Source organism: Kitasatospora sp. NPDC003701 (assembly GCF_053587085.1).
The window spans coordinates 1-23,544 of the sequence record NZ_JBSFNM010000024.1 but is presented as its reverse complement, the minus strand read 5'-3'; the positions used below and the strand labels follow the sequence as shown (position 1 = coordinate 23,544).

The window sequence follows — 23,544 nt, the reverse complement described above, 5'->3', positions numbered from 1 at the left end:
GCCCACTTCACGACGGAAGGCCTTCGAGGATGAGTGAGAGCAGCCTGCGCGTGGTCTGGGTCTACCCCGACCTGCTCAGCACCTACGGCGACCGGGGCAACGCCCTGGTCGTGGAGCGCCGGGCCCGCCAGCGCCACCTCAACGTGACCAGGATCGACGTCCGCTCCGACCAGGCGGTGCCCACCAGCGGCGACATCTACCTGATCGGCGGCGGCGAGGACCGCCCGCAGCGGCTGGCCGCCGAGCGCCTGCGGGGCGACAGCGGGCTGGTCCGGGCCGCCGAGAACGGCGCGATCATCTTCGCCGTCTGCGCCGGCTACCAGATCCTCGGCCACGAGTTCGTCAACGACCTCGGCGAGCGCGAGCCGGGCCTCGGCCTGCTCGACGTCTGGACCACCCGCGGCGAGGGCGCCCGCTGCGTCGGCGACGTGCTCGCCGACGTCGACCCGCGGCTGGCCCTGCCGCAGCTGACCGGTTTCGAGAACCACCAGGGCGTCACCCACCTCGGCCAGGGCGTCCAGCCGCTGGCCAGGGTCACCGCCGGCCGGGGCAACGGCACCGGGGACGGCACCGAGGGCGCCTGGCGGGACACCGTCTTCGGGACGTACCTGCACGGCCCGGTGATGGCCCGCAACCCCGCGGTCGCGGACATGCTGATCAAGCTGGCGCTGGACGTGAACGCCCTGCCGCCGGCCGACACCACCTGGTACGACGCGCTGCGCGCCGAGCGCATCGCGGCCACTTCGCGCCCCGCGTAGTACGCCGGCCCGCTCCGACCGGGTGCCCGCGATGCGGTCACCCGGTCCACAGGCGGGCCGGAACGTACGACAATGGGGCTGCCGGCTGCACACCCTCCTCGGCAGCAGGCTGCACTTCCGCGCGGGGGCGCCGACGGCGCCGCTCCCGCGTCGGCTCCTGCCCGGCCGGACGCAGGAGCCGTATGCTCGACTGCACGGCCGTTTTCGGGCGTTCTGTCCGGATCGGCCGGTCCTTCACCCCACGGTCATCTCCCCGCCATCACGGTGTGGGACCAGACCGCTACGGTGACGGTTCGTCGTCCCAGCCTGTAGTCCGGCCGTTCCTCGGTTCTGCTCGGGAGTTGCAAAGCAATGCGTATTGGAGTGCTGACCAGCGGCGGTGACTGCCCCGGCCTGAATGCGGTGATCCGCTCCGTGGTCCACCGGGGGGTGGTCGACCACGGCGACGAGATCATCGGGTTCGAGGACGGCTGGCGCGGTTTCCTGGAGGGCGTCCACCGCCCCCTGACCCTGGACTCGGTGAGCGGCATCCTCGCCCAGGGCGGCACCATCCTCGGCTCCTCGCGAGTGCAGCCGAGCCACCTGCGGGACGGGGTCGAGCGCGCCAAGCGGTACTGCGCCGACCTCGGTCTGGACGCCGTCATCCCGATCGGCGGCGAGGGCACCCTCAAGGCCGCCAAGCTGATGAGCGACGCGGGTCTGCCGATCGTCGGCGTGCCGAAGACCATCGACAACGACATCGCCGCCACCGATGTCACCTTCGGCTTCGACACCGCCGTCTCGGTCGCCACCGAGGCGCTGGACCGGCTGAAGACCACCGCCGAGTCGCACCAGCGGGTCATGGTCGTCGAGGTCATGGGCCGGCACACCGGCTGGATCGCGCTCAACGCGGGCATGGCCGCCGGCGCCCACGCGATCGTCGTCCCGGAGCGCCCGTTCCACATCGACAAGCTCACCGCCGTCGTCCGCGAGCGGTTCGACCGGCAGAAGAAGTTCGCGATCGTGGTCTGCGCCGAGGGCGCCAAGCCCGAGCCCGGCACCATGCACTGGGAAGAGGGCAGCAAGGACATCTACGGGCACGAGCGGTTCACCGGCATCGCCACCCAGCTCTCCCGCGAGCTGGAGCACCGGCTCGGCAAGGAGGCCCGCCCGGTGATCCTCGGCCACACCCAGCGCGGCGGCACCCCGACCGCGTACGACCGGGTGCTCGCCACCCGGTTCGGCTGGCACGCCGTGGAAGCCGTCCACAAGGGCGCCTTCGGCCACATCACCGCCCTGCAGGGCACCAACATCAACCTGGTGCCGCTCGGCGAGGCCGTCGCCGAGCTCAAGACCGTGCCGCAGGAGCGCTACCTGGAGGCGGAGACGGTCCTCTGACCTACCCCGCCCCGGCCGACGGCCCCCGAGCACGCGCTCGGGGGCCGTCGGTGGTTCGGAGCCTGGGAGGGTGGACCCGAACCCGGGGGTCGGTCCGATCAGAACCCGGTGTCGTAGGTGTACCGGGCGCTGTGGTCGAGCATGTCCGCCGGGGTGACGTTGTTCCACGGCTTCATGGTCTCGTTGAGGTCGACCACGTTCGCCGTGCCGGCGGTCGGCAGGTAGCCCGACGACGGGTGGAGCTTCTGCCACTCCGACCAGAGCTTGTCGATGAAACAGTGGTGCAGCCAGAACACCGGGTCGTTGGGCGACATGCCGGTGGTCATGTGACCGCCGACCCAGACGTGCACCCGGTTGTGCAGGTTGACCCCGCGCCAGCCCTCCAGGTTGTTGCGGAAGCCGTCCGAGGCGCTGTTCCAGGGCGCGGCGTCGTACGCGGCGATGGCGAGCACGCCGGTGGCCTCGGAGCGGCTCGGCAGCTGGGCGACCGAGACGCCGAACTGGCGCCGCAGGAAGTTGCGGCTGTCCGGCCGCACGCTCAGCGTCCAGTTGCCGCCGGAGAAGGCGAACGGGCCGGTGGTGACCTGGCCGTCGCTGCTGCGGCCGTTGCCGCCCATGAAGTCGGCGCCCCAGATCGAGGCGGTGGTGGTGCGGTCCGCCGTCCAGTCCCAGTACGGCAGGGTGACGGTCGGGTCGATCGCCTGCAGGGCCTCCTCGAACTGCAGCAGGAAGCGCCGGTGCCAGGGCAGGAAGGACGGCGAACGGTGGCCGACCCGCTCGCCGTTGTCGGTGTCGCTGGTGATGAAGTTGTTGTGCGTCGTGACGAAGGAGTCGTAACCGCCGCTGCGCTTGAGTTCGAGCACGGCGTTCACGAAGGCGCGCTTCTCCTGGGCCGTCAGGGTCGCCTGGTTCTTGCGGACTGCCATGAGTCCCCCCTTGGGTGTGAAGTGGTGTTCCGGGTCCGGGTGTTCGGACTCCTGGCTCAGACGGTCACGATCGGCACGAGCGTGGCGCCCTGCAGCTCGGTGACGGCCGCGCGGGCGAGCGCGCGCGGCGTGGCGAAGGTCTGGTAGTGGTTGACGACGCTGATCCAGGTGCCGTCGGCGTTGCGCATCATGTGCAGCTCGTCGCCGTCGATCCGCACCGAGTAGCCGGCGCCGCCGTGGTGGTGGCTGCTGCCGTCGGTGACCGGGCGGCCCTGGATGCGGCGACCCTGGAAGACCTCGTCGAAGGTGTCGGACGCCCCCGGGTCGGCAGCCGTCGCCGACTTGCTGGTCGGCCCGGCGACGCCGAGCACGACGGTGCCGGCGGCTGCGGTCAGGGCCACGGCGGCCCCCTGCAGCATCCGGCGCCGGGTCAGCTCCGAGGCATGGGTGTCTTCGGACATGGTGGTACCCCCTTGAGCACCCCGTCTGGTGTTGGGGCGCCGTTCAGAAAGGCTTGCAGAAACGTTAATGCGAGGCGATTCCATGATCGCTCTCGCTGTTTCGATGCTTTCAGGGCAAGTCGACCTAGAGAACTGCCGATCGGCGGGGGTACGTACGGTTGGCCTGGATCCAGCCATCCACCGATGGACCACGCCTCGGACGCCCCAGGAAGATCTCCCGTTTCTCCACTGAAAGATCGTCAGAAGCAGATGGATCTTCACGCTGTGCAGATCCCGCGCCGAAGATCCTTCGCCTCCGACCCAACCCCGGTGACCGGCCTCACCCGGGCAGGATGGCGCGATGCGACGGCCTCCGTCCGGCCGCCGGTGGCCGAAGTGCGGTCACCGTGCGCGCATCTGCCGGCCCGTCGGCACGCCGTGCCGGGTCGGCCGGGGGCGTCTCGGTACCGTGCGGGGATGGAGATCCTCGCCTACGGCGTCCAACAAGATGAGCGGCCCCTGCTGGAGAAGGCCTTCGCCGAGCGGCACGCGCTGCGGAGCCTGGCGGTCTTCCTCAACCACGACACCGCGCCGCTCGCCGCCGGGTACCGGGCGATCAGCAGCAGCGTCAACGACGTCCTGGACGCCGGGACCCTGGGCCTGCTCGCCGCCGGCGGCACCGAGTTGATCGCCCAGCGCTCCACCGGCTTCAACAACATCGACCTGGACGCCGCCGCCGAACTCGGCCTCACCGTCGCCCGGGTCTCGCACTACAGCCCCTACGCCGTCGCCGAACACGCCTGGGCCCTGGCCCTGGCCGTGAACCGCCGGCTCACCCGCGCCACCAACCGCTCGCGCGAGTTCGACTTCCGCCTCGACGGCCTGCTCGGCCGCGACATCCACGGCATGACCGTCGGCGTGCTCGGCACCGGCAAGATCGGCGAGTGCTTCGCCCGGATCGCCCACGGCTTCGGCACCGAACTGCTCGGCTGGGACATCGCCGAGAACCCCGCCTGCGCCGCCCTCGGCATGACCTACGTGGACCGCGCCGAACTGCTCGCCCGCAGCGACCTGATCAGCCTGCACGTCCCCCTGCTGCCCGGCACCCACCATGTGATCGACGCCGCCGCCCTCGCCCTGATGAAGGACGACGCCATCCTGATCAACTCCAGCCGCGGCGGCCTCGTCGACACCACCGCCCTGGTCGAGACCCTGCGCGCCGGGCGCCTGTCCGGCGTCGGCCTCGACGTCTACGAGGAGGAGACCGGCGTCTTCTTCTACGACCGCTCCGTCGAAGGCATCAGCGACGACACCCTCGCCCGCCTCGTCACCTTCCCCCAGGTCCTGATCACCTCCCACCAGGCCTACTTCACCCACACCGCCGTCGGCCAGATCATCGACGCCACCGTCCGCAACATCGACGACTTCGAAGCCGGCCGGCGCAGCGAGAACACCCTCGTCCCGAAAAGCTGACCCACCGACGCACCGGAACCGCTCCGGCGCTCACGGGCCACGCGGCACGCGGTTCCGAGAGCGTTCGTCCAAATCCGTAAGGTCAAGGAAACGACCGCCACGGACTCTTGCATGAGATCGGGTCATACCCAGGCTGCAGCAGACCGCCCTGGACGAACTACCCACCCCCGCCAGCCCCTGAACGCGGCCAATCCCATCATCACGGGACAGCGAGACCACGAAGCATCCGAGAGCGTCGGGCACCCGCCTCGCACCTAAGAACCCCTTGACCCCCAGTGTCGCGCGCGGTAGGAGCGCGGTGTGGTGCCGGTCAGCCGGGCGAAGTGCTGCCGAAGGCTGGCGGCCGAGGTGAATCCGGCCAGCGCCGCCACCCGCTCCACCGGTTCGTCGGTCTGCGTGAGCAGTTCGCGGGCCCGATCCAGCCGCAGGCGCAGCAGGTACTGCGGTGGGCTGACGCCGGCCTGGGCGCGGAAGCGGCGGTTGAGGCTGCTGACACTGATCCCGGCGTGCTCGGCGAGGTCCGTAGGGGTCAGCGGGAGGTGGAGACGGGCCTTCAGCCAGCGCAGGGTCGGTTCGAGGCCCGCGCTGTCGGCCAGCTCGCGATCGATGCACTCCTGGACGCGGTCGGCGTGCCGCAGCAGGGGCGTGAGGAGTTCCCGGGAGGTCTCGCCGGCCGTCCGCTCGCCGTGGTCCTCGGCCAGCAGGTGCAGGCACACGTCCATCCCGCCGAAGATCCCGGCAGAGGTCAGGAAGGGGCCGTCGGCGACGGCCGCACCGACCAGGTCGACCTCGATCCGGGGGTACCGCCGGGCCAGCTCCTCGGTGTGGCGCCAGCCGGTGGTGGCGCGCCGGCCGTCGAGCAGGCCGGTTGCGGCGAGGGTGAACACCCCGGCGCCGATCGCGCCGATCCGGCTGCCCCGGGCCGTGGCGGCCCTCAGTGCGTCCAGGACCACGGGCGGAGGCTCCAGCGGAACACCGTCGCGGCCGGGAAGCAGCACGATGTCGGCGTCGGCGAGGCCTTCGAGGCCGTGCGGTACGGCGATGGCCAGCGGCGCCGGCAGGCCGATGCCCAGCGGGCCGGGAGGGGCGCAGAGCCGCACGTCGTAGGCCACGCCCGGGTGCTCGCGCGCCGCGGTACCGAACACCAGTCCCGGGGTGGTGAGGTGGTGTCCGGGCAGCCCGTCGGGCACGAGGACGGCGATGACCGACATACCCGGAAGATACCCGAAATCGGGCAGGCGAGCGGTGCCCCGGTGGCGCCGGGGCACCGCCGGCGGGCATCAGCCGTACTGGTGGATCGTCTTCCAGATCCAATCCGTGTACGCCGGGACGCTGGTGTAGAGGCCCGGGCCCGTCGAACAGGTCGGGTCCGTGTCCCCGTCGCCCGAGGTGGTCCCGACGAGCTCCCAGCGGCTGCCCCGGCCCTTCTGGAGCTGCGGGCCGCCGGAGTCCCCGAAGCACGCCATGGCGCCCGGCACCTGGCTGACCGTGCAGAGGCGCAGCCACCCCGCCCGGCCGGGGGCGCACTCGTCGACGGCTCCCCGGCGGGTCTCCAACTGCTGGAGCCGGCTCGCGAACTCGGCCTGCTGCGGGTTGTCAACGTTGGCGACGCTGCCGAAGCCGAGCAGGCGGGTCGGCGTACCGGGCCGGGCCGCCCGGTCGGCGATCCGGATGGGCTCCTCGCTCACCGGGCGGTCCAGCCGGATCAGTGCGAGATCGTCCTGGTTGGCCCCGCCGCCGCCGGTGCCGATTCCGTAGCCGGGGTGGGTGATCGTCTTCTGGATGGTGCGTACGGTGCCGCCGGACTCGCGCCGGTCCGAGCCGATCCGGACGGTGCCGTCCAGGACCACGCCGATCTCGGGGTCGAGGCAGTGGCCCGCCGTCAGTACCCACTGCGGGTGGATCAGGGTCGCGCCGCAGACACCGTCGGCCAGGCCCTGCGTCGGAGCCGACAACGGGATTGAGGCCATGTACGGGTAGCGCGCCGTGGCGTCCGTCCCGTTGACGATGGCTCCGGCGCTGCCGGTCATGGCGGTGGCGCACACCGTCGCGGCCAGGGCGACGGTGGCGACGCGCGCCGCTCGGCGCGCCAGAGAACTGATGGGCATGGAAGGTCCTTCCTTCGGGGTGGGCGCAAGCACGCCTTGGCAGATGCGGATGTGCGACCGTGGGACGGGTGCACCGGCGGTACGGGCACCGCAGCCGGGCGTCCCCTCACCTCGGGTGCCGCGTACCGCCCATCCTCCGCACCGGCCCGCGCCCGCAACAGCGGCCCCGATGTCACCCTGGGCTAAATTCTGGACATGCCAGTCATCGCTGTTCTCGCCCTCGACGGCGTACCGGGCCACCAGCTCACCGCGCCGGGAGTCGCCTTCGGCAGTGCCGCACGCCATCACCCGCACGTCGGGTACGAGGTGCGGTACTGCGCGGGGCCCGGCTTCCGTACGACGGGCGGTCCGGCGCCGTTCCGGCTCGACACGCGCTGGGGGTTGGAGGGGCTGGAGGACGCGGACACGGTACTGGTCCCCGGTCACGACGGCTTCCGCGCGGACCCGCCGCCCGGGGTTGCCGAGGCATTGCGGGCCGCAGCGGCCCGGGGCAGCCGGATCGGCGCGATCGGGACGGGGACGTTCACCCTTGCCGCCACCGGGCTGCTGGACGGTCGCCGGGCCGCGACCGGCCGCCGGTATGCCGCAGAACTGGCCGGGCGCCACCCCCGGATCACGGTCGATCCGGAGGGCTCGGTCACGGAGGCGGCCCCGTTCCACAGCGCGGCGGGGGTGCTCGGCGGTGTCGACCTGTGCCTGCGGCTGATCACGCTGGACCACGGCGATCCGGTTGCCGTGGAGACGGAACGGCAGGTCTTCCTGGAGCTCCACGAACGCGGCGAACCGGCCGGGCCCACCCGGGCCGCCCACCAGCCCGGCCCGGCAGGCTCCCGCCTCGGACCCACGCTCCGGTGGCTGGAGGCACACCTGGACAGCCCGCTGACGCTGAACGACCTCGCCGACCACGCCGGACTCACCGTTCGGGGCCTGACCAGGCGCTTCCGGACCGAGACCGGGCTGCCGCCGCTTCAGTACCTGCTCCGCGCGCGCATCCAGCTGGCGCAGCGCCTACTGGAACGGGGCGACGAGCCGGTCGAACGCATCGCCGCCCGCACGGGGCTCGGCACACCCGCCAACCTGCGCCATCACTTCCAGCACCACACGGGCACAAGCCCGCGGACCTACCGGACGGCCTTCCGTTCCCTCGTCTCCACCCTGACCTGGGCCGACGGCCGTCCGGGCGACCCCGCCCAAAGTGCGCCGACCGACTCCCCCGCGGTGGACCGGCCGGACCTGCCCGGCTGAGGCCCGGCCACCGCCGCGCGGCGGGCCGCATCCGGCGCGGAGCAGCCGCAACGCGGCCGGCCGATGCTGCGGCCGTCCACGCCGACTGACCTCCCGTTGCCCAACCGGCCACCGCTCGTTGGGCCCGTCGAGCGCCCCGACCAGGGCGCGAGGCTGCGCCTGCTCCACACCGTCCGGCACGTACACCCCCACGGCCCGGGCGCCGCAGCGTGGCCCTTTCGGGGCGGTCGGGCCCGTACACGGCCCGGCCGCCCCGTGCCGTGTCCCACGGGGCTCGGGGGCGTTGTGCGGATGGTCGTGACGAGCTCCGACAGAGTGGTCCGCCGTCACGAGTGATTCGAGGGTCCGGAGTGTGGGCGCGGCCGCCGCCCCGGGGTTTCGGGGCGGCGGCCGGATAGGTTGGGGTCCGGTGCGGTGGTTCCGGGTGTGGGGGTCAGCGTGCGAGGGTGATGGTCAGGGTCTCGTTGGGGCAGGTGGCGCCGAGGTCGCGCAGGACGTTCTTCTCGGTGGTGTCCACGGTTTGGCCCCAGCGGGTCTTGGAGACGGTCCAGCGGGCGACGTATTAGTCCGGGCGCCCCCACACGATCGGTGCGGTCGGCGGCCGCCAGTGCGGCGAGTCGTCGACGAGGACGAGACCCGCGTCGTCGCGCCCGCCCGGGGTCCCCGCCCACACCACCGTCCCACCCGCGTCCCCGCCGGCGCCCGGGTGGAACACCTTCACCCGCGTCCCGGCCGGGCCGGTCACGTGCGCGGAGGTCAGGACCAGCCGGCCGCCGACCGCGTACCCCGACCCCGAACCGGGGCCCGGACCCTTCGGTCCGGTCACCCCCGCCAGCCTCAACTGCTCCACGCCCGCCCCTCCCCGGCTCCCCTACCAACCCCTGCCGCAGGTCCGGCCGAGCGCCGGACACCCACCCCCGTCAGTCCGGGATGCGCCCCGACACGTCTCCGGGCCCGTCCGGGCGCTCCTGCGCCGAACTCACCAGCAGGTCGGTACCGTCCGCGCGCTTGGGGGTGAGGGTGAAGGCGACGCGGTGGGTACGGCCGCGTGAGACGCCCGCCTCCGCCTCCGCGCCGACCGCCCACAGCTTGAACTTCGCCTTCGCCTTCGTGTCGGCGCGCAGCTCGACCTCGAACTCCATCTCCACCGGCCCCACCGCGAACACCACCTGCGGGTCGCTACCCGCCCTCGCGGCGGCCTCCAGCAGTTCGTCGCGCACCGCCGCCACCGCGTCCGCCAGCGGAACATCCATCGAACCCACCCCTCCCCCGAGCACCTGATCCACAGTCAGGTCGATGCGAACACCGTAGGGCTCACGCGGGGACCTTCGCAGCGAAAGCCGAATCCGGCTGGACGGGCCCGGCGCCAGCGGGTTCCGGCTCCGCCAGCCGGCCTTCGCCGCGCGCTGCCGCGCGGCGAAGGCCGGGATTCAGCGGGTGAGGACCACGAGCCGTTGCCCGCCCGGGACATGCCGGCGACGGGGCGGGTTCAGCGGCCGGGGTGGTCGATGACGTTGCCGTTGCTGCACTGGTTGGCGCGGTCGCCGACCCAGTCGCCGAGCACGGGCACGACCGCGACCTCGGCGAAGCAGACGACCTCCTGCCGGTCACGGTCCGTGTCCGCCGGTTCGGGGCCGTCCGCGGCCCGGCCTGAGACGGTCCGCCAAGCCGGCACGGGCCCGCAAGGTCCGCACCGACACCGAGTAACCGCCGCGCCGCCGGACAGCAGATCCCCACCGCCCTCACCGGGCGCACCGCACTCCAGGCCGCCAAGGTCCCGGTCGACCAGCTCGCCGCGACCCACCCCCTCGACCGGGTCGTCTACCGCAGTGGCGCGCGAGTCCCCGTCCGAGCGTGGGCCGAAGCCGCCACCCTCGCCCGGGCAGCCGTCGCCTACAACGCCGGCACCCTCGCAGGTCACCCGCGAACACGGCGTCCAGTTCGTGGAGGTGTTCGACGGCTTCGACTGGGGCTGGACCAACCGCCCCGACCGTTGTTCAACGCGAGGTCCGGTTCCGTTGCGTCCCGGAGAGCGGAAAGCCCTACGACCGCGTTTTCACGATCGGCATCCCTGTGATCTCGTGATGCGGTGACATCACGGCAGGCCACGGACCGTCGCCGCCGTCCGGCTAGTGGGCCCGGGCCGCGCCGCCCGCGCCAACGGTGATGGTGATCTGCTGACCGGGCAGGACGGTGAGGCGGCCTCGGCTCCGCAGGACAGGGCGGCAGCGCGGGCGGCAGGGGTATCACCGGCGGCGAGGGCGGGCGCAGTTCCACTGCCGGCCCGGGCGAGGCCGGCGGCCGGGGCGGGACGGGAGGCGCGGGCGGCGCGGGCGGCGCGGTAACCCCGCCCACCGGGACCGGCGCAGGAGGACGGGGCGGCAACGGGGCCGGCAGCATCGGAGGAGGCTCCAAGGGCTCCAGCGCACCCACCGCAACCCCCGGGACGGCCGGCCAAGACGGAGGCCCCGGCTACGCACTCATCACCTGGTGACACCGCTCGCACCCCGCTGACGGGGCCCGAAGCGCGGAACCCCACCACAATCGGAACGTCCACGTTCCACCAAGGCCACGGCCTCATCCCCGGGCCGACGGGCCGACGCGGAAGGTCGGGGTCGGCGATCCGGGTCCTGGTTTTGGCCGGGCCTGGACCAGGCTCTTCGGAGCCATGGCTGTCCTCCACTGCCAGGCCGCGATCCGGGCGGCCGTCGACCCCGGGACGGCCGGCCGGAGGGCCTCGTCTTCACAGGCTCGGACGGATCGCTCCTGCGGCCCGAGCGGGTCCTCGACCAGTTCCGCAAGCGCACCACCGAGCTCGACCCCGCCGCGTCTGCCCGGCATGGCGGCTGCCGCAGACGGAGTCGGCTCGGTGGTCACCGCGCTGGTGCGGGCGGCGCGGCCGAAGTCTCCGACTCGGTGAAGGTGGCCGGCGTTGGGGGGCCGCTCCGGACGTGCCGGGACCGCAGGCCCCAGCCGCGGCGAGGAGCAGAGCCACGGCGGCGAGCGCCGCCGCCGTCGGCACGGTACGTGCGCCGGTCTCAGGACGGGGCATCGGGCCAGTCTGGCAAGCGGTGGAATTGGCCTGCTGAGCGGCCTGTCTCAGAAGCCCCTGAACACCCCGTCCTCGTCGACGGCTCCGGCGAAATCGTCGAATTCCATGTTCGCGATCGACAGGTTGTTCTCGATCCCCCAAAGCTCTGCGGCGACAACCCGGACGAAGCGCCCCGGCCCACCCCACAGATCCACGACAACGACCGGTAGCTCGGCCGAGCCGAGCGCCACCGTGTCCGCCAGGACGAGCAAAGGGTGCCGGTACTCGCCGGGCAGCAGGTTTCTCGCCCCGGCACAGGTCGCACCCTCGAAGCGGGGATCGTCCACGAGCTCGACGCCGGGAAGGAACCCGTCCTCGTTCGGGGTGGCCAGGACCTTGCGCAGACGCTCCCACGAAGCGGGACCGGAGAAGTCGGTACGCACCACCAACATGGCCGAACTGCTGGGAAGTTGATTCACAAGGCGACCGTACCGCGAAGGTACCGGACCACTCCCGACCGAGTCCGCCCGCTGCCGGGCCGACGGCCTGCGCACGCGCCTGCGCCTCCCGTCGATCGGCCAGAATGGGGCACGGCATTGCGACGCAACCCTGCGACTGGACCGCCCCGCCTCGCGGGTCCTGCTGCGGTACCGGGACGGCCGATGGACAGCGCCGACCACCTGGGTGCCCGGGACCAGATCCTGCCCGTTGGCCGCTCGGCGGGCTGCCGAACACTGGTGGGACATGGCCAAGGCCCGCCTCGCCGCTGTTTCCGGCACCCCGCACGGCCACCCGCCGGCCGGCGCGGGCGCGTACCTGGCCGTGGTGCCGCTTCCCGCTGGCCGGGCATGCCCGCGGTCCCGACCGGGCGAGGGGCCGTGGCGGTGGTGGTCCGTCGATGCCCTGCGACAGGAGAGGGCCACCACCCGGCCGCGCGAACTCGCCGCGTCCTCGACGGATACCTCCAGGGGTGGCTTCCCGTCGGGACGGCAGACACCTCCATCCGGTGGTGCGGTTCACGGTTGCCGATCGCGGCCCGCGGCGGCCGCCCAGCCGATCCCGATCACCAGCGCGAGCACCATGAGCACCACGCAGCACGATCGATGTCCAGCTGTTCCGATGCTCCTCAACCCCCGGGAGCCCCGTGGGTTCGGACGGAACGCGAGGACGGAGCCGTCCCAAGGGCTCCGGTGCGACCTCGGTCCGGACGTCCTCGGGCTACGACGGCCGCCCGCCGAACTGCCAGTTGTGCACCTCGATGCCGGCGTATCGCTCCCGGGTCAGGACGGCTGCCGCCGTATCCGGGTCCGGCGCGCGGAGCAACGCGGCCGTGCCGAGCCAGGTGCCGCCGTCGTCGGAGAGAAGCGGCCCGTAGGCGATCAGCTCGTCCCGGTCGGACGGCACGGCGAGGTCGACGGGCTGTCCTGCGCCGAGGCCGAGCACGAGGTACCGGTTGCCGCCGGTCCGGCCTCCGGAGAAGTCCCACATGGTGCGCCCCAGCGTGTTGCTCCACCGTCGCAGCAGCACGTCCCGATAGACGCCGGCCTGGTAGCCAGGCTCGTCGAAGGCGAACGCGCGGGCGGCGGCAGGGTCGGGCAGATCGAGGATGTGCACGCTGCCGGTGGGCGTGCCGCCGTCATCGGCGAGGGTCGGGCCCCGGGCGATCATCTCCTTCGCGTACTGGTCCATGTAGGACCAGTGCTCTTCAAGCAGTTCGTCGCGAAGTGCCAGGGAGTCGGGCCGGTCGCGGTGGTAGCAGAGGAACTCCATGCCCACAGGGTCTCTTCAAGGAGGGGACCGGGTCGAGCGGATTTCACCACGCGAAAGGCTCCGGTCCAGGGCGTCGTCGACCGACACGCTCTCCAGGTACCGCCGTGACCAGCTGCTTCGCCGTCCTCCGGCTGTCCTCCAGGTCCCGCAGCGCCGGCGCCTTCGCGCCCCTCCCTCAGCGGCGAGCCCCGCCGTCCGCGTCGCCGGCACCCTGCTCGGGCGTGTGACCTTGGCCTTCCCAGGCGAGCAGGACGTTGTCGTCGCATCCGCCGGCGCGTTCCTTGTCCACGGAGCACATGTCGTTCTGGAAAAGGGTGATGTCGGAGACAAGGGCGCGGATCCTCTTGATGTCCGGGAGGGCGGAGAGGGCGGGGGGCATTTCCCAGTTGCAGGCGAGTTCGACGAGGTCGTCGAAGCTGTGCATGCCGACGTTGCGGCGCCGGATCTGCAGGCGTTCCTCGAACGGCAGGGAGCCCGAGGCGGTGGTGCGGTGGACGACGGCCTGGACGATGCCGCTCCACCAGCGGGCCAGGTGGTGGCGGTGGCGGCGCATCCAGACCGGACTCATGATCTCGCCGATGCCGGCGAGGAGATCGGTGGCGGCGAGGGAAAAGGGATGGAGGGCTGCCAGGGACGAGGTGGGGGGATGCTCGATCGCGGCAGTCATGTGATCGACAACGGCCGCGGTGTCGGGCAATCGGTGTCCGAGGTCTGTGCTGTCGAACTGGTCGTCGAACAAGAGGGCCCAGGAGACCCACTTGTCGATGAGGGCGACGACACCCTCGCCCGCCTCGTCACCTTCCCCCAGGTCCTGATCACCTCCCACCAGGCCTACTTCACCCGCACCGCCGTCGGCCAGATCATCGACGCCACCGCCCGCAACATCGACGACTTCGAAGCCGGCCGGCGCAGCGAGAACACCCTCGTCCCGGCGGCGGACGGCTGACTCCCCGGAAGGTCCGGACAACCGCGCTGCCACCCCGCCCGAAGCCCTCTCCTCCGGAACGACGCGACCACGGTCACCGCGCGCGAAGCGCCGCGGCACACAAGACGGCGCCGGTCGGCCGGGGCGGGCGGCGACCTCAGCGGGAGCGGCGCCGGTCGGCGACGAGCTCCTGCACGAGCGCGTAGGAGGCAACGCGCAGTTGGTAGTCCGGGCACGGTGTGGAGACGGCCAGGGCGTCAGGCCGGTACAGGTCGAGGAGGTGGGCCAGGTGCGGCCTGACCTGGTCCGGTGTGCCGATCATTGTCCGTTGCTGACCGGCGAGCGCGGGAGCCGTGTCGGTACGGTGCTCCGCCGGTTCCGCCCAGGCGAGCAGGGCGCGCAGCGCGGCGGCGGCGTCGGGGTCTGCGGCGCAAGCGATCCGCAGCGCCAGCGCGACGCGCGACGTCTCGGGGCCGCCCTCCGTCCGGCGGAACTCCCGGTAGTGGTCGACCGGTTCCGGGCTCGGGAGGTGGTCGGCGGGCAGCCTGAGGCAGAACGCGAGCCCGTACGCTGCCGCGACCGCGGCGTCGTCGCCGTGCCGGCCGCTCCACCAGATCCTCCGTGACGTCCGGGGCGAGGCCGCGGAGGCGGCCTGTGCCTCGTCCTGGCGGAGCACGCCGAGCAGCGCGGCGAGCCTCGGGCCCGGGTGCTGATCGGGTCGAGCGGCGTCGCGGTACGGCGTGACGATCAGATCGGTCCGCCTCGGGTGCAGGTGCGCGAGCGAGATGAAGCCGGCAGCGCCCCGGGCCGGGCCGCCGTCCGTCGGCAGTACCAATCCGGTACCCACCCGGATGGACTCGGTGATGGTGGCCGCGGCGGAGGCCATGGCGGTCAGCATGTACGAGTGGCCGACCGTGCCGGGGCCGGCGGCGGCCCAGTAGCCGTCCCAGCCCAACTGTTCGCAGTCCAGGGCCAGCCGGACGGCCTCTTGGGCGGCGAATGCCGTGCTGGTCAGCGCGTCCTCACGGCCCGACACGTGTATCGGCGCCTGATCATCGACGATCAGTTCCATCGGAGTTGGGAGAAGCCTTTCGGATCGCGGAGCTGTGGAGTACCGCCCCGCATCACAAGCGCATTGCGCCCGCGGGGGAAGGTGCGAATTCTGACGGATTTCCTGCCTCGAATCGGCACAGCACGACGGTAGCAGCGGCGGATGTCACTTTCGTTGCCACCACCGTCACCATGGGTCCATTTCCCCGAGAATCCGACAAAGCCGTGCCCAGCCGCTCCCGGCCGGGCACGGCTTGTGAAGGCCGCAGATCACGGCGGCTGTTTCGGCGGCTTCCGTCCCCACCCTGGCGGGCCCGGGAAAGGACGCCACGTATCAGCCGCGTGGCGCATTCAGGGGCGAAGGCCCGGGCCGGTCGAGAGTTCCGACACCTCCCGGATATTCCCCGACGTCCTTTCGCGGTCGTCGCGTCGATATCCTTCCGGCACGGCTTTCGAGACCGGTGGGGTCCGCGACGTCGCACGGGTGGACGGAATGTGCGGAGCCGGTCGTGAAGGAGCCCCCGGAACACCGAATTCTCCGAAAGTGGCGGGAAGGTGCAACTTTCGCCGTGCCGGCGATCAGCTTTCGATCGGCCCGGCCGGGGTTTGATGAGCGAGTGCTCGGCCGCTCCCGGCCGGGCACCGGTTCGAACGCCTGGAACACGGCGCCGCCCCGCGGCACCGTGAGCCGCTACTCGTCGTCGAGGATCCCGGCCTGGTGCGCCAGGATCGCGGCCTGGGTCCGGTTGTCGACGTCGAGCGCGGTGAGCAGCCGCGAGACGTACGCCTTGACGGTGCCCTCGGCGAGGTACATCCGCTGGGCGATCTGCGCGTTGGACAGGCCGTTGCCGACGAGACGCAGGAGCTCGCGCTGCTGCACGCCGAGCCGCTCCAGGCGGCGTCGCTGGTCCGGGGGGATCCGCGTCGGCCGGTCGGCGCGGTCGCGGGAGGCGTTCACCAGGCGGGCGGCCGAGGCCGAGGCCAGGACGGTGCCGCCGGTCGCCACCAGTCGGATCGCTCCGACCAGCTGTTCGGGCGGGGCGTCCTTGAGGAGGTAGCCTGCGGCGCCGGCCCGGAGGGCCTCGGTGACGCCGTCCTCGGTGTCGAAGGTGGTCAGGACCAGGACGATCGGGGGGTTCGGCAGGGCCAGGAGCTGCCTGGTCGCGGTGATCCCGTCCATGCCGGGCATCCGGAGGTCGGTCAGCACGAGGTCGGGGGCCAGGGCCCGGGCCCGGGCAACGGCGGTGGCCCCGTCGTAGGCCTCACCGACGACGGTGATGTCGTCGGTGGCGTCCAGCAGCGCGCGCAGTCCGAACCGCACGAGCGGCTCGTCGTCCGTCACAAGCACGCGGATCAATGCCCACTCCTCTGGGGTCTGTCCTCGGTCCGTCCCGAGCTGCTCCGTCCGGTACCGTCCCGGTTCCAGGACCTCCGAGACTCGCACGGCAGCCGTTCACGAAAGTGGACCGCACACCTGCCGAAGGTGGGCTACGGATGCACAACCGGATTGTCGAGCGGCACCGACGTCACGACCCGCCAGCCGCCCGCGTCGGTCGGCCCGGCGTGGAACCGCCCGCCGAGCAGGGAGACGCGCTCCCGCAGTCCGATCATCCCGAAGCCGTCGCCCGCGACCGTGATCCTCCGGGTGGGCACCGGCGACGGGGCGTTGCACACCACGGCTTCGAGCATCCCGTCGGCCGTGGAGACCCACACCTCGGCGTCGGCCTCCGGAGCGTGCTTGACGACGTTGGTGAGCGCCTCCTGGACGGTGCGGTACGCGGTCATGGCGATCTCCGGTGGAACCGTGCCGAGGTCGTTCGTGGCGAGCGTAACGGACAGACCCGACGAGCGGGCGTCGGCCACCAGCTCCTCCAGGTCCGAGAGGCAGTGGCCCGCGACGACCGAGTCGTCGCCGTCGCGCAGTGCGCCCAGCACCTGGCGCAGGTCCCGCAGCCCGGCCCGGGCGGTGTCGCCGATGGCCCGGGCCACCTGCCGGCTCTCCGGCTTCACCCCCGCCACGAACTCAAGGGCTCCGGCGTGCATGGCGATGATCGCGATGCGGTGCCCCAGGACGTCGTGCATCTCGCGGGCGAGCCGGAGGCGTTCCGCCGCCCTGGTCCGGGCGACCCGGCGCTCGCGCTCCTCACGGAGGGCGACGATGCTCCGCTCGTAGGCTCTCGCCCCCAGGCCGAAGACGACCGGGAAGAGGACGTAGAAGGCAGACGTGAGGAGGTCGTCCGCCAGCGAGCGCTCGGGGTGGCCCGGGAGCATCGCCTTCAGCGGGACGGCCGCGGCGCCGACGGCCGTGAGGACGGCCGCCCGGTGCCGCGGCTGGTACCGGGCGAGGCTGAACAGGGCGAGGAAGACCGGGGTGCGGGCGCCGTCCAGGACCAGGCCCACCATGGCGAGCAGTGCCACGGCCAGGGGGGCCTGCCGACGCCACAGGAAGCCCGCCGTCACCACCAGGGCGACCGCCGAAGCGGGCACCGCGTCGCACAGCAGTCCGGTCGTCGGCTTGAGGGCGTTGTTGACCGACCCGACGGCCACCAGCCCCACGATCAGGAGGTCGGCGCGCGTCCACCGCGACCGGCCGGCCGGCTTCGCGAGTGCGGAGTACCAGCGCTCGAAGGCGTCCGGGGCGATGGAGGGGGTCACGGGAAGCTCAATCCTTGATCAAAAGCTGCAAATTCGGGCGAAAGGGACAAACTTTAGATATCGTTCCGGTCGATCGCCACACCGTCTCAGCAGGTGGAATTTCGGCCGCGTCCCGGCGAGCACCGGGAGTGGAGGATCATTCCCCGGCCGTGTCGGCTTCCCCGTGCACGAATGGTGATGCCGCGCAGAACTTCGGATGCGTTCTTGCCCACCTTCGGCCGTGGAGGGGACGCATCGGCGCGGGCATGATCGTTGGCGCCCGGGCCGATGCGCCGGCACACGTGTGCCGCGGCCTTTCCCCGACTTTCCCGGCCAGTGCGACTCTCACCCGACCACAGGAACCCCCATGCCCCCGGTACCGCTTCTCCCCGAAGGCCTTCCCGCGGACTGGACCGCCGACGAGGCCGTCCTCCGCCGCATCCTGGCCCGCCTCCGATCCGCCGGGGCGTCCGACGGCCCCGACCCCGGTTCCGACGCGGGGAAGGACGGGGTGCGCCACCCTGCCGAGCAGCTCCGCTGACATCCGCCGGCATCCCGCCGATCCGGCGCGACCACTCCCCGGCACGCCCCCTGCAGAGAAAGCACCATGAGAATCCGCCGTCTTCGCACCCGCAGCCTCGGCCTGGCCCGAGCGGCCGTGAGCCTCGCCGCCGGCCGTCCGGCCGCGCCCCGACCCGACAACCGAACAAGGACAGCACGCGACCGCAGGACGGAGGCGGTGCCGTTCCCCGGAGCGACGGACGTCCTGGCTCCGCGGGAGGCCGCCCGGCTGTTCGTCGCCGAGGCCGGTCTGCCGGAGTTCGCCGAGGAAGACCCGGTGGTGGCCGAGCTGGTGACCAGCTGCGGACACCAGCCGCTCGCGATCCGCCTGACGGCGGCCCGGCTCCGCCACCAGCCGTCCTGGTTCCTCGGCGCCCCCACCGCCGGGCCGGCCGTCCCGGCGGGGCGTCCTGCGGCCCCGCCCACTGCCCCCGCAGCCGTGGCCGCCGCGTTCCACCGGGCGTACCGTGATCTGACGCTTCCTCAGCAGCGCTTGCTCAGAAGGATCGGACTGATTCCCGGACCGGACCTGGACGTCCTCGCTGCCGCGGCCCTGGTCGACAGCGATCCGCCCACGGTCGGTCGCCTGTTGGACAGCCTGGTGGACCGCCGCCTCGTCGAGGAGCCGACCCGCGGACGCTACCGGGTGCCCGAGCTCCTTCACGAGCCGGCCCGTGTGCTGGCCTTCGCGGACGGCCCCAACACGCGGGCCGCCGCCATCAACCGGCTCCTGGACCACTACCTCGCCTGCGCGGCCGCCGCCGACCGTCACTTGGCCCGCCGCCCCCTTCGCGCGGCCGGACCGCTCACGCCGGCCCCGGACCGGGCCCCGGACCTGTCCACCCCGGAGCGGGCGATCGCCTGGATGCAGAGCGAGTACGAGAACCTTCAAGCCGCCGTCGAGTTCGCCGTCCGGCACGGCCGCCACACGCACGCGGCGCTCCTGCCGACCGCCCTGCACGCCTACCTGCGCGGCCGGGGCCACTGGCAGGAGGCCCGCGTCCTGCACCGACTCGCCCTCGACAGCGCGATCCTGGCGGGGCACCGGCCCGGCCGGGCCGAGGCGCTGCTGAACCTGGGCGAGCTGGACGGGCTGACGGGAGAGCCGACAGCGGCCGAACACCGGTTCTCCCAGGCGCTGGAACTGTACCGAGGCCTGGCCGACCGGACCGGCGAGGCGTACGCGCTGTCAGGGCTCGGTCGGATCCAGGAGTCCCAGAGCCGGTACGAGGCCGCGGTGGGGACCCACCAGGCCGCACTGCACCTCCACCTCGCCGACGGGGACCGCCTCGGCCAGGCCGCCGCGATGGTCGGGCTCGGCCGGGCGCAGCGGGCGCTCGGCGACCACCCGCAGGCCACCCAGAACCTGCAGCCCGCCTTGGAACTGTTCGACTCCCTGAACATCCGCTCCGGCCGCGCCGACGCCAACCTCGGCCTGGGCGTCGTCGGCGAGCTCACCGGGCAGTACCGGGCGGCCGCGGCCCGGCACTGGGAGGCCGTGAACCTCTACGTCGCCATCGGCGACCGGCCGGGCCAGGCCGATGCCCTCTCCGCGCTGGGGCGGCTTCAGCAGCTGATGGGGCAGTACGCCGCGGCCGTGGGCAACCACGGGGAGGCCCTGGAGATCTACCGCGCCCTGGGCTCCGACGAAGGTCGGGCGGACATCCTGCTGCTGCTCGGGGACGCCCACCTGGCGCTCGGCGAAACGGACCGGGCGGAGCGGGAGTTCACGACGGCGCTGGAGCTCCACCGCGGCGCGGGCCGCCGCCGGGGCGAACTGGACGCGCTCGCCGGACTGGCCCGGCTGGACCACGCGGCCGGGCGGCCCGGGGCCGCGGTCGAGCGGCTCTCCGGCGTGGTGTCCGGCTACCACGAGCTCGGCCTGCGGTCCGGCCAGGCCCGTGCGCTCGCGGCGCTCGGCGACGCCCAACGGTCCACCGGCGCCTACGAGCCGGCGCTGCAGAGCCTGTGGCGCGCCCTGAGCCTTTGCCGGGACCTCCAGGACCCGGGCGCCGAAGCGCAGACCCTCAACCTGCTGGGCCGGCTGCTGGCCGAGACGGGCTGGTCCAACCCCCGCACCCATGTCGCGCACGCGCTCGACCTCGCACGCGCACTCCCCCTCCCGCACCAGGAGATGCTCGCGCTGGAGCAGACCGGGGCCGGCTTCTGCGCGCAGGGTGAGCGGGTCGAGGGCGAGATCTGGCTGCGCAGCGCCCTCGGCATCGCGGACCGGCTCGGGACACCTGACGCCGAGCGGATCCGCGCCCGCCTCGACGCCCTGGCGCCCGGCCCCGTCCTCGTGGCCCGGCCGGAACCCGTGCCGGGTGAGAACGACTGAGCGCCTTCCGGACGTGACACGACGGCGGCTCCCGGATCCGATCTCCGGTTCGGGAACCGCCGTCGCGTCGTGCCCGGACGGCGTAGGTGCCCGCAGCTCAGCGCACGGCGCCCGTCCTTCTCCGCCCTCCCGCACCGGGGAATGATCACTTCCGCTGCCTCCGCGGCCAACTTTCGTTTGCCTCCGCCGGGTTCCCATGGGAACGGCGCCACGGGAACCTCCTGCGAGCACCACCGGGCACGACCCCGGGCGAAGCGAGAACCCGTGCACACCGCCTTCGAGCGGGCTTCCGCTCACCCCGCCCGCCCAGCCGTCCGGCGACGCCGTGTCCTCGCCGGCGCCGGGCAGGCGCAGACCCCACGAAGCGGCGACGCGCCCACGCACCGGCCCCGACAGGAGAAAGAGGTACGGATCATGGAAGCGACCACGGCCGACGACGCGCGTGCGGAGACCGGGGCGCTCGCCCTCCGCACGGTCCGGCGCGTCCTCCGCACCGTGACCCGCAGGACCCGCTCGGGTACCGGGCCGGCGGCGCCGGAGCCCGCTCCGCCGGGCGCCGAGGAGCGCCGCCGTCGGCGTGAAGACGAACTGATGCTGCTGCGGCCCGAGTTGGTACTGGCACACGGACTGGTGGCCGAGGTACGGGACGACCTGCTCGCCGCGGACGCCTTCCTGCACAGCTTCACCGAGGTGACCGACGTGCTGCGGGCCGGCGGGATCACGTTCGCACCGATCCCCCGCCACGGCTCCCGGCAGTGGGTGGTGATCGCGCCGGGACAGCGGGCCGACGTCCTGGCGGTCTGCGCCGCGGCCTTCCGCGGCCTTCCCGTCTACGCCGACCTGCTGGGCCACGACGTGACCCACCGGACCGTGCTGGCGGAGGAACTTCCCGACGCAGTAGCAGAGTTGGAGAGCCCGACCCGGCCCCCGACCGCGCCCCGGGACAACGGGGCCGGGACCGTCGACCCGACGCCGGAGGCTGTACGGGTCAAGGGCCTGCGACTCTACCGCCCGGTGGTGACGAGCGGGCGGAGCCTCTTCTACGGCTCCGCCTACGGCTGCGACCTGGACTTCTGGGATTCCGCGGCGCCGTCCCAGGGCGCCATCGCCGCGATCCACGAGCCGCCGTTCGGGTGGTGGGTGCCCTCGCTCGAAGCGGATGCCACCGTAAGGATCGCCGACCGGGACTTCCGGGTACCGGCCGCCTTCGCCCAACCCCGGCTGAACGACGTCACCTTCCCCGTGGACGCTGTGATCACCTGGGTCGACGACAGCGACCCAGCGTGGCGCGCCCGCCGCGCCACCGCACTCGGCGCACTGATCGACCCACCCGGCCTGCCGGCCGCCGGGACGGGCGACGAGCGCTTCCACAACCGCGACGAACTGCGCTACTGCCTGCGATCGATCGCCATGTACGCCCCCTGGATCCGCCACGTCCACCTGGTCACCGACGGCCAACTGCCCGACTGGCTCGCCGCCGAGCACCCCGGCCTCACCGTGGTCCCCCACCGCGAACTCTTCGCCGACCCCTCGATGCTGCCGGTCTTCAGCTCCCACGCCATCGAAACCCAGCTCCACCGGATTCCCGGCCTCGCCGAGCACTTCCTCTACTTCAACGACGACATGTTCCTCGGACGACCGCTCCGCCCCGAACAGTTCTTCCAGGGGAACGGCGTCCCCCTCGTCAACCTCGACTCCCGAGTGGTCCCGCCGGGACCGGTCACCGCCTCGGACGACGAGTACATCGCCGCACAGAAGAACACCCGTGCCCTGCTGCGCCGTGGCTTCGGCCAGGAGACCACCAACACGCTCAGCCACACTCCCTACCCGCTGACCCGCGCACTGCTCGCCGGCAGCGCCGAGGACTTCTCCGCGGAACTCGCCGACACGGCCCGCTCGGCCTTCCGCGCGCCCACCGACGTCGCCCCGATCACCCTGGCCATCGCCCGCGGCTACCTCACCCGCCAGGTCGCCTGGGGCCGGCTGGGCCACCACTACGCGGACATCGACCGGCAGGCCGAACTCGACCAGCTGTCCACGCGCCTGCACGACCGCACCGCGGACACCTTCTGCCTCAACGACGGCGCACTTGAGCACCTCGACCGTACCGTGCAGGACCGGATCGTGACGGCCTTCCTCCAGGCCTACTTCCCCGTGGCCGGCCCGTTCGAAGCCGCCCCTCAGAGTCCTTGACCGACACCGTAATGAGCGTTCGGGATGACCACATGACGACGAATCCTCAGGAAACCACGCCGACCGGGACGAGTTCACGGCCGTGCTACAGATCGCTCGCCGCCCGCCTGCTGCAAGGGCTTCCGCCCGGCCTGGCGCCCGAGCAGCTCCCTCCCCCGTGGAAGATCGCACGCTGGTACCAGATCCCGGTGGCCACCGCGCAGTTCGTCCGGCGGGCTGCGGTCACCCGGCTACGTCCGCCGCTCCGGCTGCTCCCGGAGGACCCCGCGTGCCCGGCCTGGGTCGGCCTGGCGGCGGATCTGCGTGCGCGCATCCGGGCAGGCCGGCTGAGCGGGCGGATGCCGGGACGCAAGCCTCTCGCGGCCGCCTACGGAGTCGGAGTGGACACGGTCGGCAAGGCCCTCGTGCTGCTCGCCGACGAGCAGCTGATCGAGATCCGGCCGGGAGCGAAGGGCACCTACGTCTCCCGGGGCGCGCTCGAACAGCGGGGAGCGGGACGACACGGCGCGCGGAAGTCCGGAACGAACAACCCGTGACAACGGTCGTCGAGCCGCTCGACGCCGACGCGATGTCACGTCCCGGAAGCCGACCGGGACGACCGGGCTCCCGTCGACGAAGGCCGGCGATCCTCCGGGAGTGGGGCGTGCCGCTGTCGGAGGAGGCCCTGGGAGAGGTGGAGTTGTGCGCCGGCGAGGTGATCGCCAACGCGGTGGAG

23 protein-coding genes are annotated in these 23,544 nt (G+C 72.6%); 10 read left to right on the top strand and 13 right to left on the bottom strand.

Features of this window, described 5'->3' with window-relative positions; all coding sequences use genetic code 11:
• Nucleotides 1-29: 29 nt before the first annotated feature.
• A complete protein-coding gene (locus tag ACWDRR_RS22855) occupies nucleotides 30-758 on the top strand; it encodes a type 1 glutamine amidotransferase (protein ID WP_449774039.1) in 729 nt (242 codons plus the stop codon).
• 351 nt (nucleotides 759-1,109) lie between these two features.
• Entirely contained in the window at nucleotides 1,110-2,135 is a 1,026-nt protein-coding gene (locus ACWDRR_RS22850) for a 6-phosphofructokinase (RefSeq protein ID WP_449774038.1), read from the top strand.
• A gap of 98 nt (nucleotides 2,136-2,233) precedes the next feature.
• On the opposite strand, the gene melC2 is transcribed toward ACWDRR_RS22850, so the two are convergent.
• Nucleotides 2,234-3,061 (bottom strand): tyrosinase MelC2, encoded by an 828-nt coding sequence (gene melC2 / locus ACWDRR_RS22845; RefSeq protein ID WP_449774037.1) that lies wholly within the window; start codon nucleotides 3,059-3,061, stop codon nucleotides 2,234-2,236.
• 56 nt (nucleotides 3,062-3,117) lie between these two features.
• Complete coding sequence (melC1, locus tag ACWDRR_RS22840; RefSeq protein ID WP_449774036.1) at nucleotides 3,118-3,522, bottom strand: apotyrosinase chaperone MelC1; 405 nt, start codon at nucleotides 3,520-3,522, stop codon at nucleotides 3,118-3,120.
• Between the two features lie 456 nt (nucleotides 3,523-3,978).
• Here melC1 and ACWDRR_RS22835 point away from each other — a divergent pair, with 456 nt between their 5' ends.
• Nucleotides 3,979-4,974 carry a 2-hydroxyacid dehydrogenase gene (locus ACWDRR_RS22835; RefSeq protein ID WP_449774035.1) on the top strand — a complete coding sequence of 332 codons (996 nt, stop codon included), beginning with the start codon at nucleotides 3,979-3,981 and terminating at the stop codon, nucleotides 4,972-4,974.
• Nucleotides 4,975-5,228: 254 nt separating this feature from the next.
• Here ACWDRR_RS22835 and ACWDRR_RS22830 read toward each other — a convergent pair whose 3' ends face one another.
• A complete protein-coding gene (locus ACWDRR_RS22830) occupies nucleotides 5,229-6,185 on the bottom strand; it encodes a GlxA family transcriptional regulator (protein ID WP_449774034.1) in 957 nt (318 codons plus the stop codon).
• A gap of 69 nt (nucleotides 6,186-6,254) precedes the next feature.
• On the bottom strand, nucleotides 6,255-7,082 hold the full coding sequence (locus ACWDRR_RS22825; protein WP_449774033.1) for a S1 family peptidase: 828 nt from the start codon (nucleotides 7,080-7,082) through the stop codon (nucleotides 6,255-6,257).
• Between the two features lie 195 nt (nucleotides 7,083-7,277).
• Here ACWDRR_RS22825 and ACWDRR_RS22820 point away from each other — a divergent pair, with 195 nt between their 5' ends.
• Nucleotides 7,278-8,327 (top strand): GlxA family transcriptional regulator, encoded by a 1,050-nt coding sequence (locus ACWDRR_RS22820; RefSeq protein ID WP_449774032.1) that lies wholly within the window; start codon nucleotides 7,278-7,280, stop codon nucleotides 8,325-8,327.
• A 562-nt stretch (nucleotides 8,328-8,889) separates the two neighbouring features.
• Here the strand turns inward: ACWDRR_RS22820 and ACWDRR_RS22815 are convergent.
• The 6 genes from ACWDRR_RS22815 to ACWDRR_RS22790 form a co-directional block, all read right to left on the bottom strand.
• On the bottom strand, nucleotides 8,890-9,153 hold the full coding sequence (locus ACWDRR_RS22815) for a hypothetical protein (RefSeq protein ID WP_449774031.1): 264 nt from the start codon (nucleotides 9,151-9,153) through the stop codon (nucleotides 8,890-8,892).
• 94 nt (nucleotides 9,154-9,247) lie between these two features.
• The gene (locus ACWDRR_RS22810; protein ID WP_449774030.1) at nucleotides 9,248-9,580 is read right to left on the bottom strand and encodes a trypco2 family protein; all 333 of its coding nucleotides are present in this window, start codon (nucleotides 9,578-9,580) and stop codon (nucleotides 9,248-9,250) included.
• 236 nt (nucleotides 9,581-9,816) lie between these two features.
• Nucleotides 9,817-10,002 (bottom strand): hypothetical protein, encoded by a 186-nt coding sequence (locus ACWDRR_RS22805; RefSeq protein WP_449774029.1) that lies wholly within the window; start codon nucleotides 10,000-10,002, stop codon nucleotides 9,817-9,819.
• Between the two features lie 1,424 nt (nucleotides 10,003-11,426).
• The gene (locus ACWDRR_RS22800) at nucleotides 11,427-11,837 is read right to left on the bottom strand and encodes a DUF6924 domain-containing protein (RefSeq protein ID WP_449774028.1); all 411 of its coding nucleotides are present in this window, start codon (nucleotides 11,835-11,837) and stop codon (nucleotides 11,427-11,429) included.
• Between the two features lie 739 nt (nucleotides 11,838-12,576).
• A complete protein-coding gene (locus ACWDRR_RS22795; RefSeq protein ID WP_449774027.1) occupies nucleotides 12,577-13,128 on the bottom strand; it encodes a YciI family protein in 552 nt (183 codons plus the stop codon).
• Nucleotides 13,129-13,303: 175 nt separating this feature from the next.
• Entirely contained in the window at nucleotides 13,304-13,867 is a 564-nt protein-coding gene (locus ACWDRR_RS22790) for a terpene synthase family protein (protein WP_449774026.1), read from the bottom strand.
• On the opposite strand from ACWDRR_RS22790, the gene ACWDRR_RS22785 reads away from it, so the two are divergent.
• Complete coding sequence (locus ACWDRR_RS22785; RefSeq protein ID WP_449774093.1) at nucleotides 13,775-14,074, top strand: hypothetical protein; 300 nt, start codon at nucleotides 13,775-13,777, stop codon at nucleotides 14,072-14,074. The genes ACWDRR_RS22790 and ACWDRR_RS22785 overlap by 93 nt on opposite strands.
• Before the next feature lie 136 nt (nucleotides 14,075-14,210).
• Here the strand turns inward: ACWDRR_RS22785 and ACWDRR_RS22780 are convergent, their stop codons facing one another.
• The 3 genes from ACWDRR_RS22780 to ACWDRR_RS22770 all read right to left on the bottom strand — a co-directional run bounded on the left by ACWDRR_RS22780 (nucleotide 14,211) and on the right by ACWDRR_RS22770 (nucleotide 17,758).
• The gene (locus ACWDRR_RS22780) at nucleotides 14,211-15,125 is read right to left on the bottom strand and encodes an LLM class flavin-dependent oxidoreductase (RefSeq protein WP_449774025.1); all 915 of its coding nucleotides are present in this window, start codon (nucleotides 15,123-15,125) and stop codon (nucleotides 14,211-14,213) included.
• Between the two features lie 669 nt (nucleotides 15,126-15,794).
• A complete protein-coding gene (locus tag ACWDRR_RS22775; RefSeq protein ID WP_449774089.1) occupies nucleotides 15,795-16,451 on the bottom strand; it encodes a response regulator in 657 nt (218 codons plus the stop codon).
• A 140-nt stretch (nucleotides 16,452-16,591) separates the two neighbouring features.
• On the bottom strand, nucleotides 16,592-17,758 hold the full coding sequence (locus ACWDRR_RS22770; RefSeq protein ID WP_449774024.1) for a sensor histidine kinase: 1,167 nt from the start codon (nucleotides 17,756-17,758) through the stop codon (nucleotides 16,592-16,594).
• Between the two features lie 346 nt (nucleotides 17,759-18,104).
• On the opposite strand from ACWDRR_RS22770, the gene ACWDRR_RS22765 reads away from it, so the two are divergent.
• The 5 genes from ACWDRR_RS22765 to ACWDRR_RS22745 all read left to right on the top strand — a co-directional run.
• A complete protein-coding gene (locus tag ACWDRR_RS22765) occupies nucleotides 18,105-18,278 on the top strand; it encodes a hypothetical protein (RefSeq protein WP_449774023.1) in 174 nt (57 codons plus the stop codon).
• Between the two features lie 198 nt (nucleotides 18,279-18,476).
• On the top strand, nucleotides 18,477-20,636 hold the full coding sequence (locus ACWDRR_RS22760) for a tetratricopeptide repeat protein (protein ID WP_449774022.1): 2,160 nt from the start codon (nucleotides 18,477-18,479) through the stop codon (nucleotides 20,634-20,636).
• Between the two features lie 414 nt (nucleotides 20,637-21,050).
• The gene (locus ACWDRR_RS22755) at nucleotides 21,051-22,829 is read left to right on the top strand and encodes a stealth family protein (RefSeq protein WP_449774021.1); all 1,779 of its coding nucleotides are present in this window, start codon (nucleotides 21,051-21,053) and stop codon (nucleotides 22,827-22,829) included.
• A 32-nt stretch (nucleotides 22,830-22,861) separates the two neighbouring features.
• Nucleotides 22,862-23,365, top strand: coding sequence for a GntR family transcriptional regulator (locus ACWDRR_RS22750; RefSeq protein WP_449774020.1), 504 nt, complete (start codon nucleotides 22,862-22,864; stop codon nucleotides 23,363-23,365).
• Nucleotides 23,362-23,544 (top strand): hypothetical protein (locus ACWDRR_RS22745; protein WP_449774019.1); only part of this gene is annotated, 183 nt, incomplete at its 3' end. The genes ACWDRR_RS22750 and ACWDRR_RS22745, both read left to right, overlap by 4 nt.

Excerpts from the sequence above, each read along its gene's own strand:
- ACWDRR_RS22855 (WP_449774039.1), top strand. The coding sequence starts at position 30 with ATGAGTGAGAGCAGCCTGCGCGTGGTCTGGGTCTACCCCGACCTGCTC.
- ACWDRR_RS22850 (WP_449774038.1), top strand. The coding sequence starts at position 1,110 with ATGCGTATTGGAGTGCTGACCAGCGGCGGTGACTGCCCCGGCCTGAAT.
- melC2 (WP_449774037.1), bottom strand. The coding sequence starts at position 3,061 with ATGGCAGTCCGCAAGAACCAGGCGACCCTGACGGCCCAGGAGAAGCGC.
- melC1 (WP_449774036.1), bottom strand. The coding sequence starts at position 3,522 with ATGTCCGAAGACACCCATGCCTCGGAGCTGACCCGGCGCCGGATGCTG.
- ACWDRR_RS22835 (WP_449774035.1), top strand. The coding sequence starts at position 3,979 with ATGGAGATCCTCGCCTACGGCGTCCAACAAGATGAGCGGCCCCTGCTG.
- ACWDRR_RS22830 (WP_449774034.1), bottom strand. The coding sequence starts at position 6,185 with ATGTCGGTCATCGCCGTCCTCGTGCCCGACGGGCTGCCCGGACACCAC.
- ACWDRR_RS22825 (WP_449774033.1), bottom strand. The coding sequence starts at position 7,082 with ATGCCCATCAGTTCTCTGGCGCGCCGAGCGGCGCGCGTCGCCACCGTC.
- ACWDRR_RS22820 (WP_449774032.1), top strand. The coding sequence starts at position 7,278 with ATGCCAGTCATCGCTGTTCTCGCCCTCGACGGCGTACCGGGCCACCAG.
- ACWDRR_RS22810 (WP_449774030.1), bottom strand. The coding sequence starts at position 9,580 with ATGGATGTTCCGCTGGCGGACGCGGTGGCGGCGGTGCGCGACGAACTG.
- ACWDRR_RS22795 (WP_449774027.1), bottom strand. The coding sequence starts at position 13,128 with ATGGAGTTCCTCTGCTACCACCGCGACCGGCCCGACTCCCTGGCACTT.
- ACWDRR_RS22785 (WP_449774093.1), top strand. The coding sequence starts at position 13,775 with ATGCTCGATCGCGGCAGTCATGTGATCGACAACGGCCGCGGTGTCGGG.
- ACWDRR_RS22780 (WP_449774025.1), bottom strand. The coding sequence starts at position 15,125 with ATGGAACTGATCGTCGATGATCAGGCGCCGATACACGTGTCGGGCCGT.
- ACWDRR_RS22765 (WP_449774023.1), top strand. The coding sequence starts at position 18,105 with ATGCCCCCGGTACCGCTTCTCCCCGAAGGCCTTCCCGCGGACTGGACC.
- ACWDRR_RS22755 (WP_449774021.1), top strand. The coding sequence starts at position 21,051 with ATGGAAGCGACCACGGCCGACGACGCGCGTGCGGAGACCGGGGCGCTC.
- ACWDRR_RS22750 (WP_449774020.1), top strand. The coding sequence starts at position 22,862 with ATGACGACGAATCCTCAGGAAACCACGCCGACCGGGACGAGTTCACGG.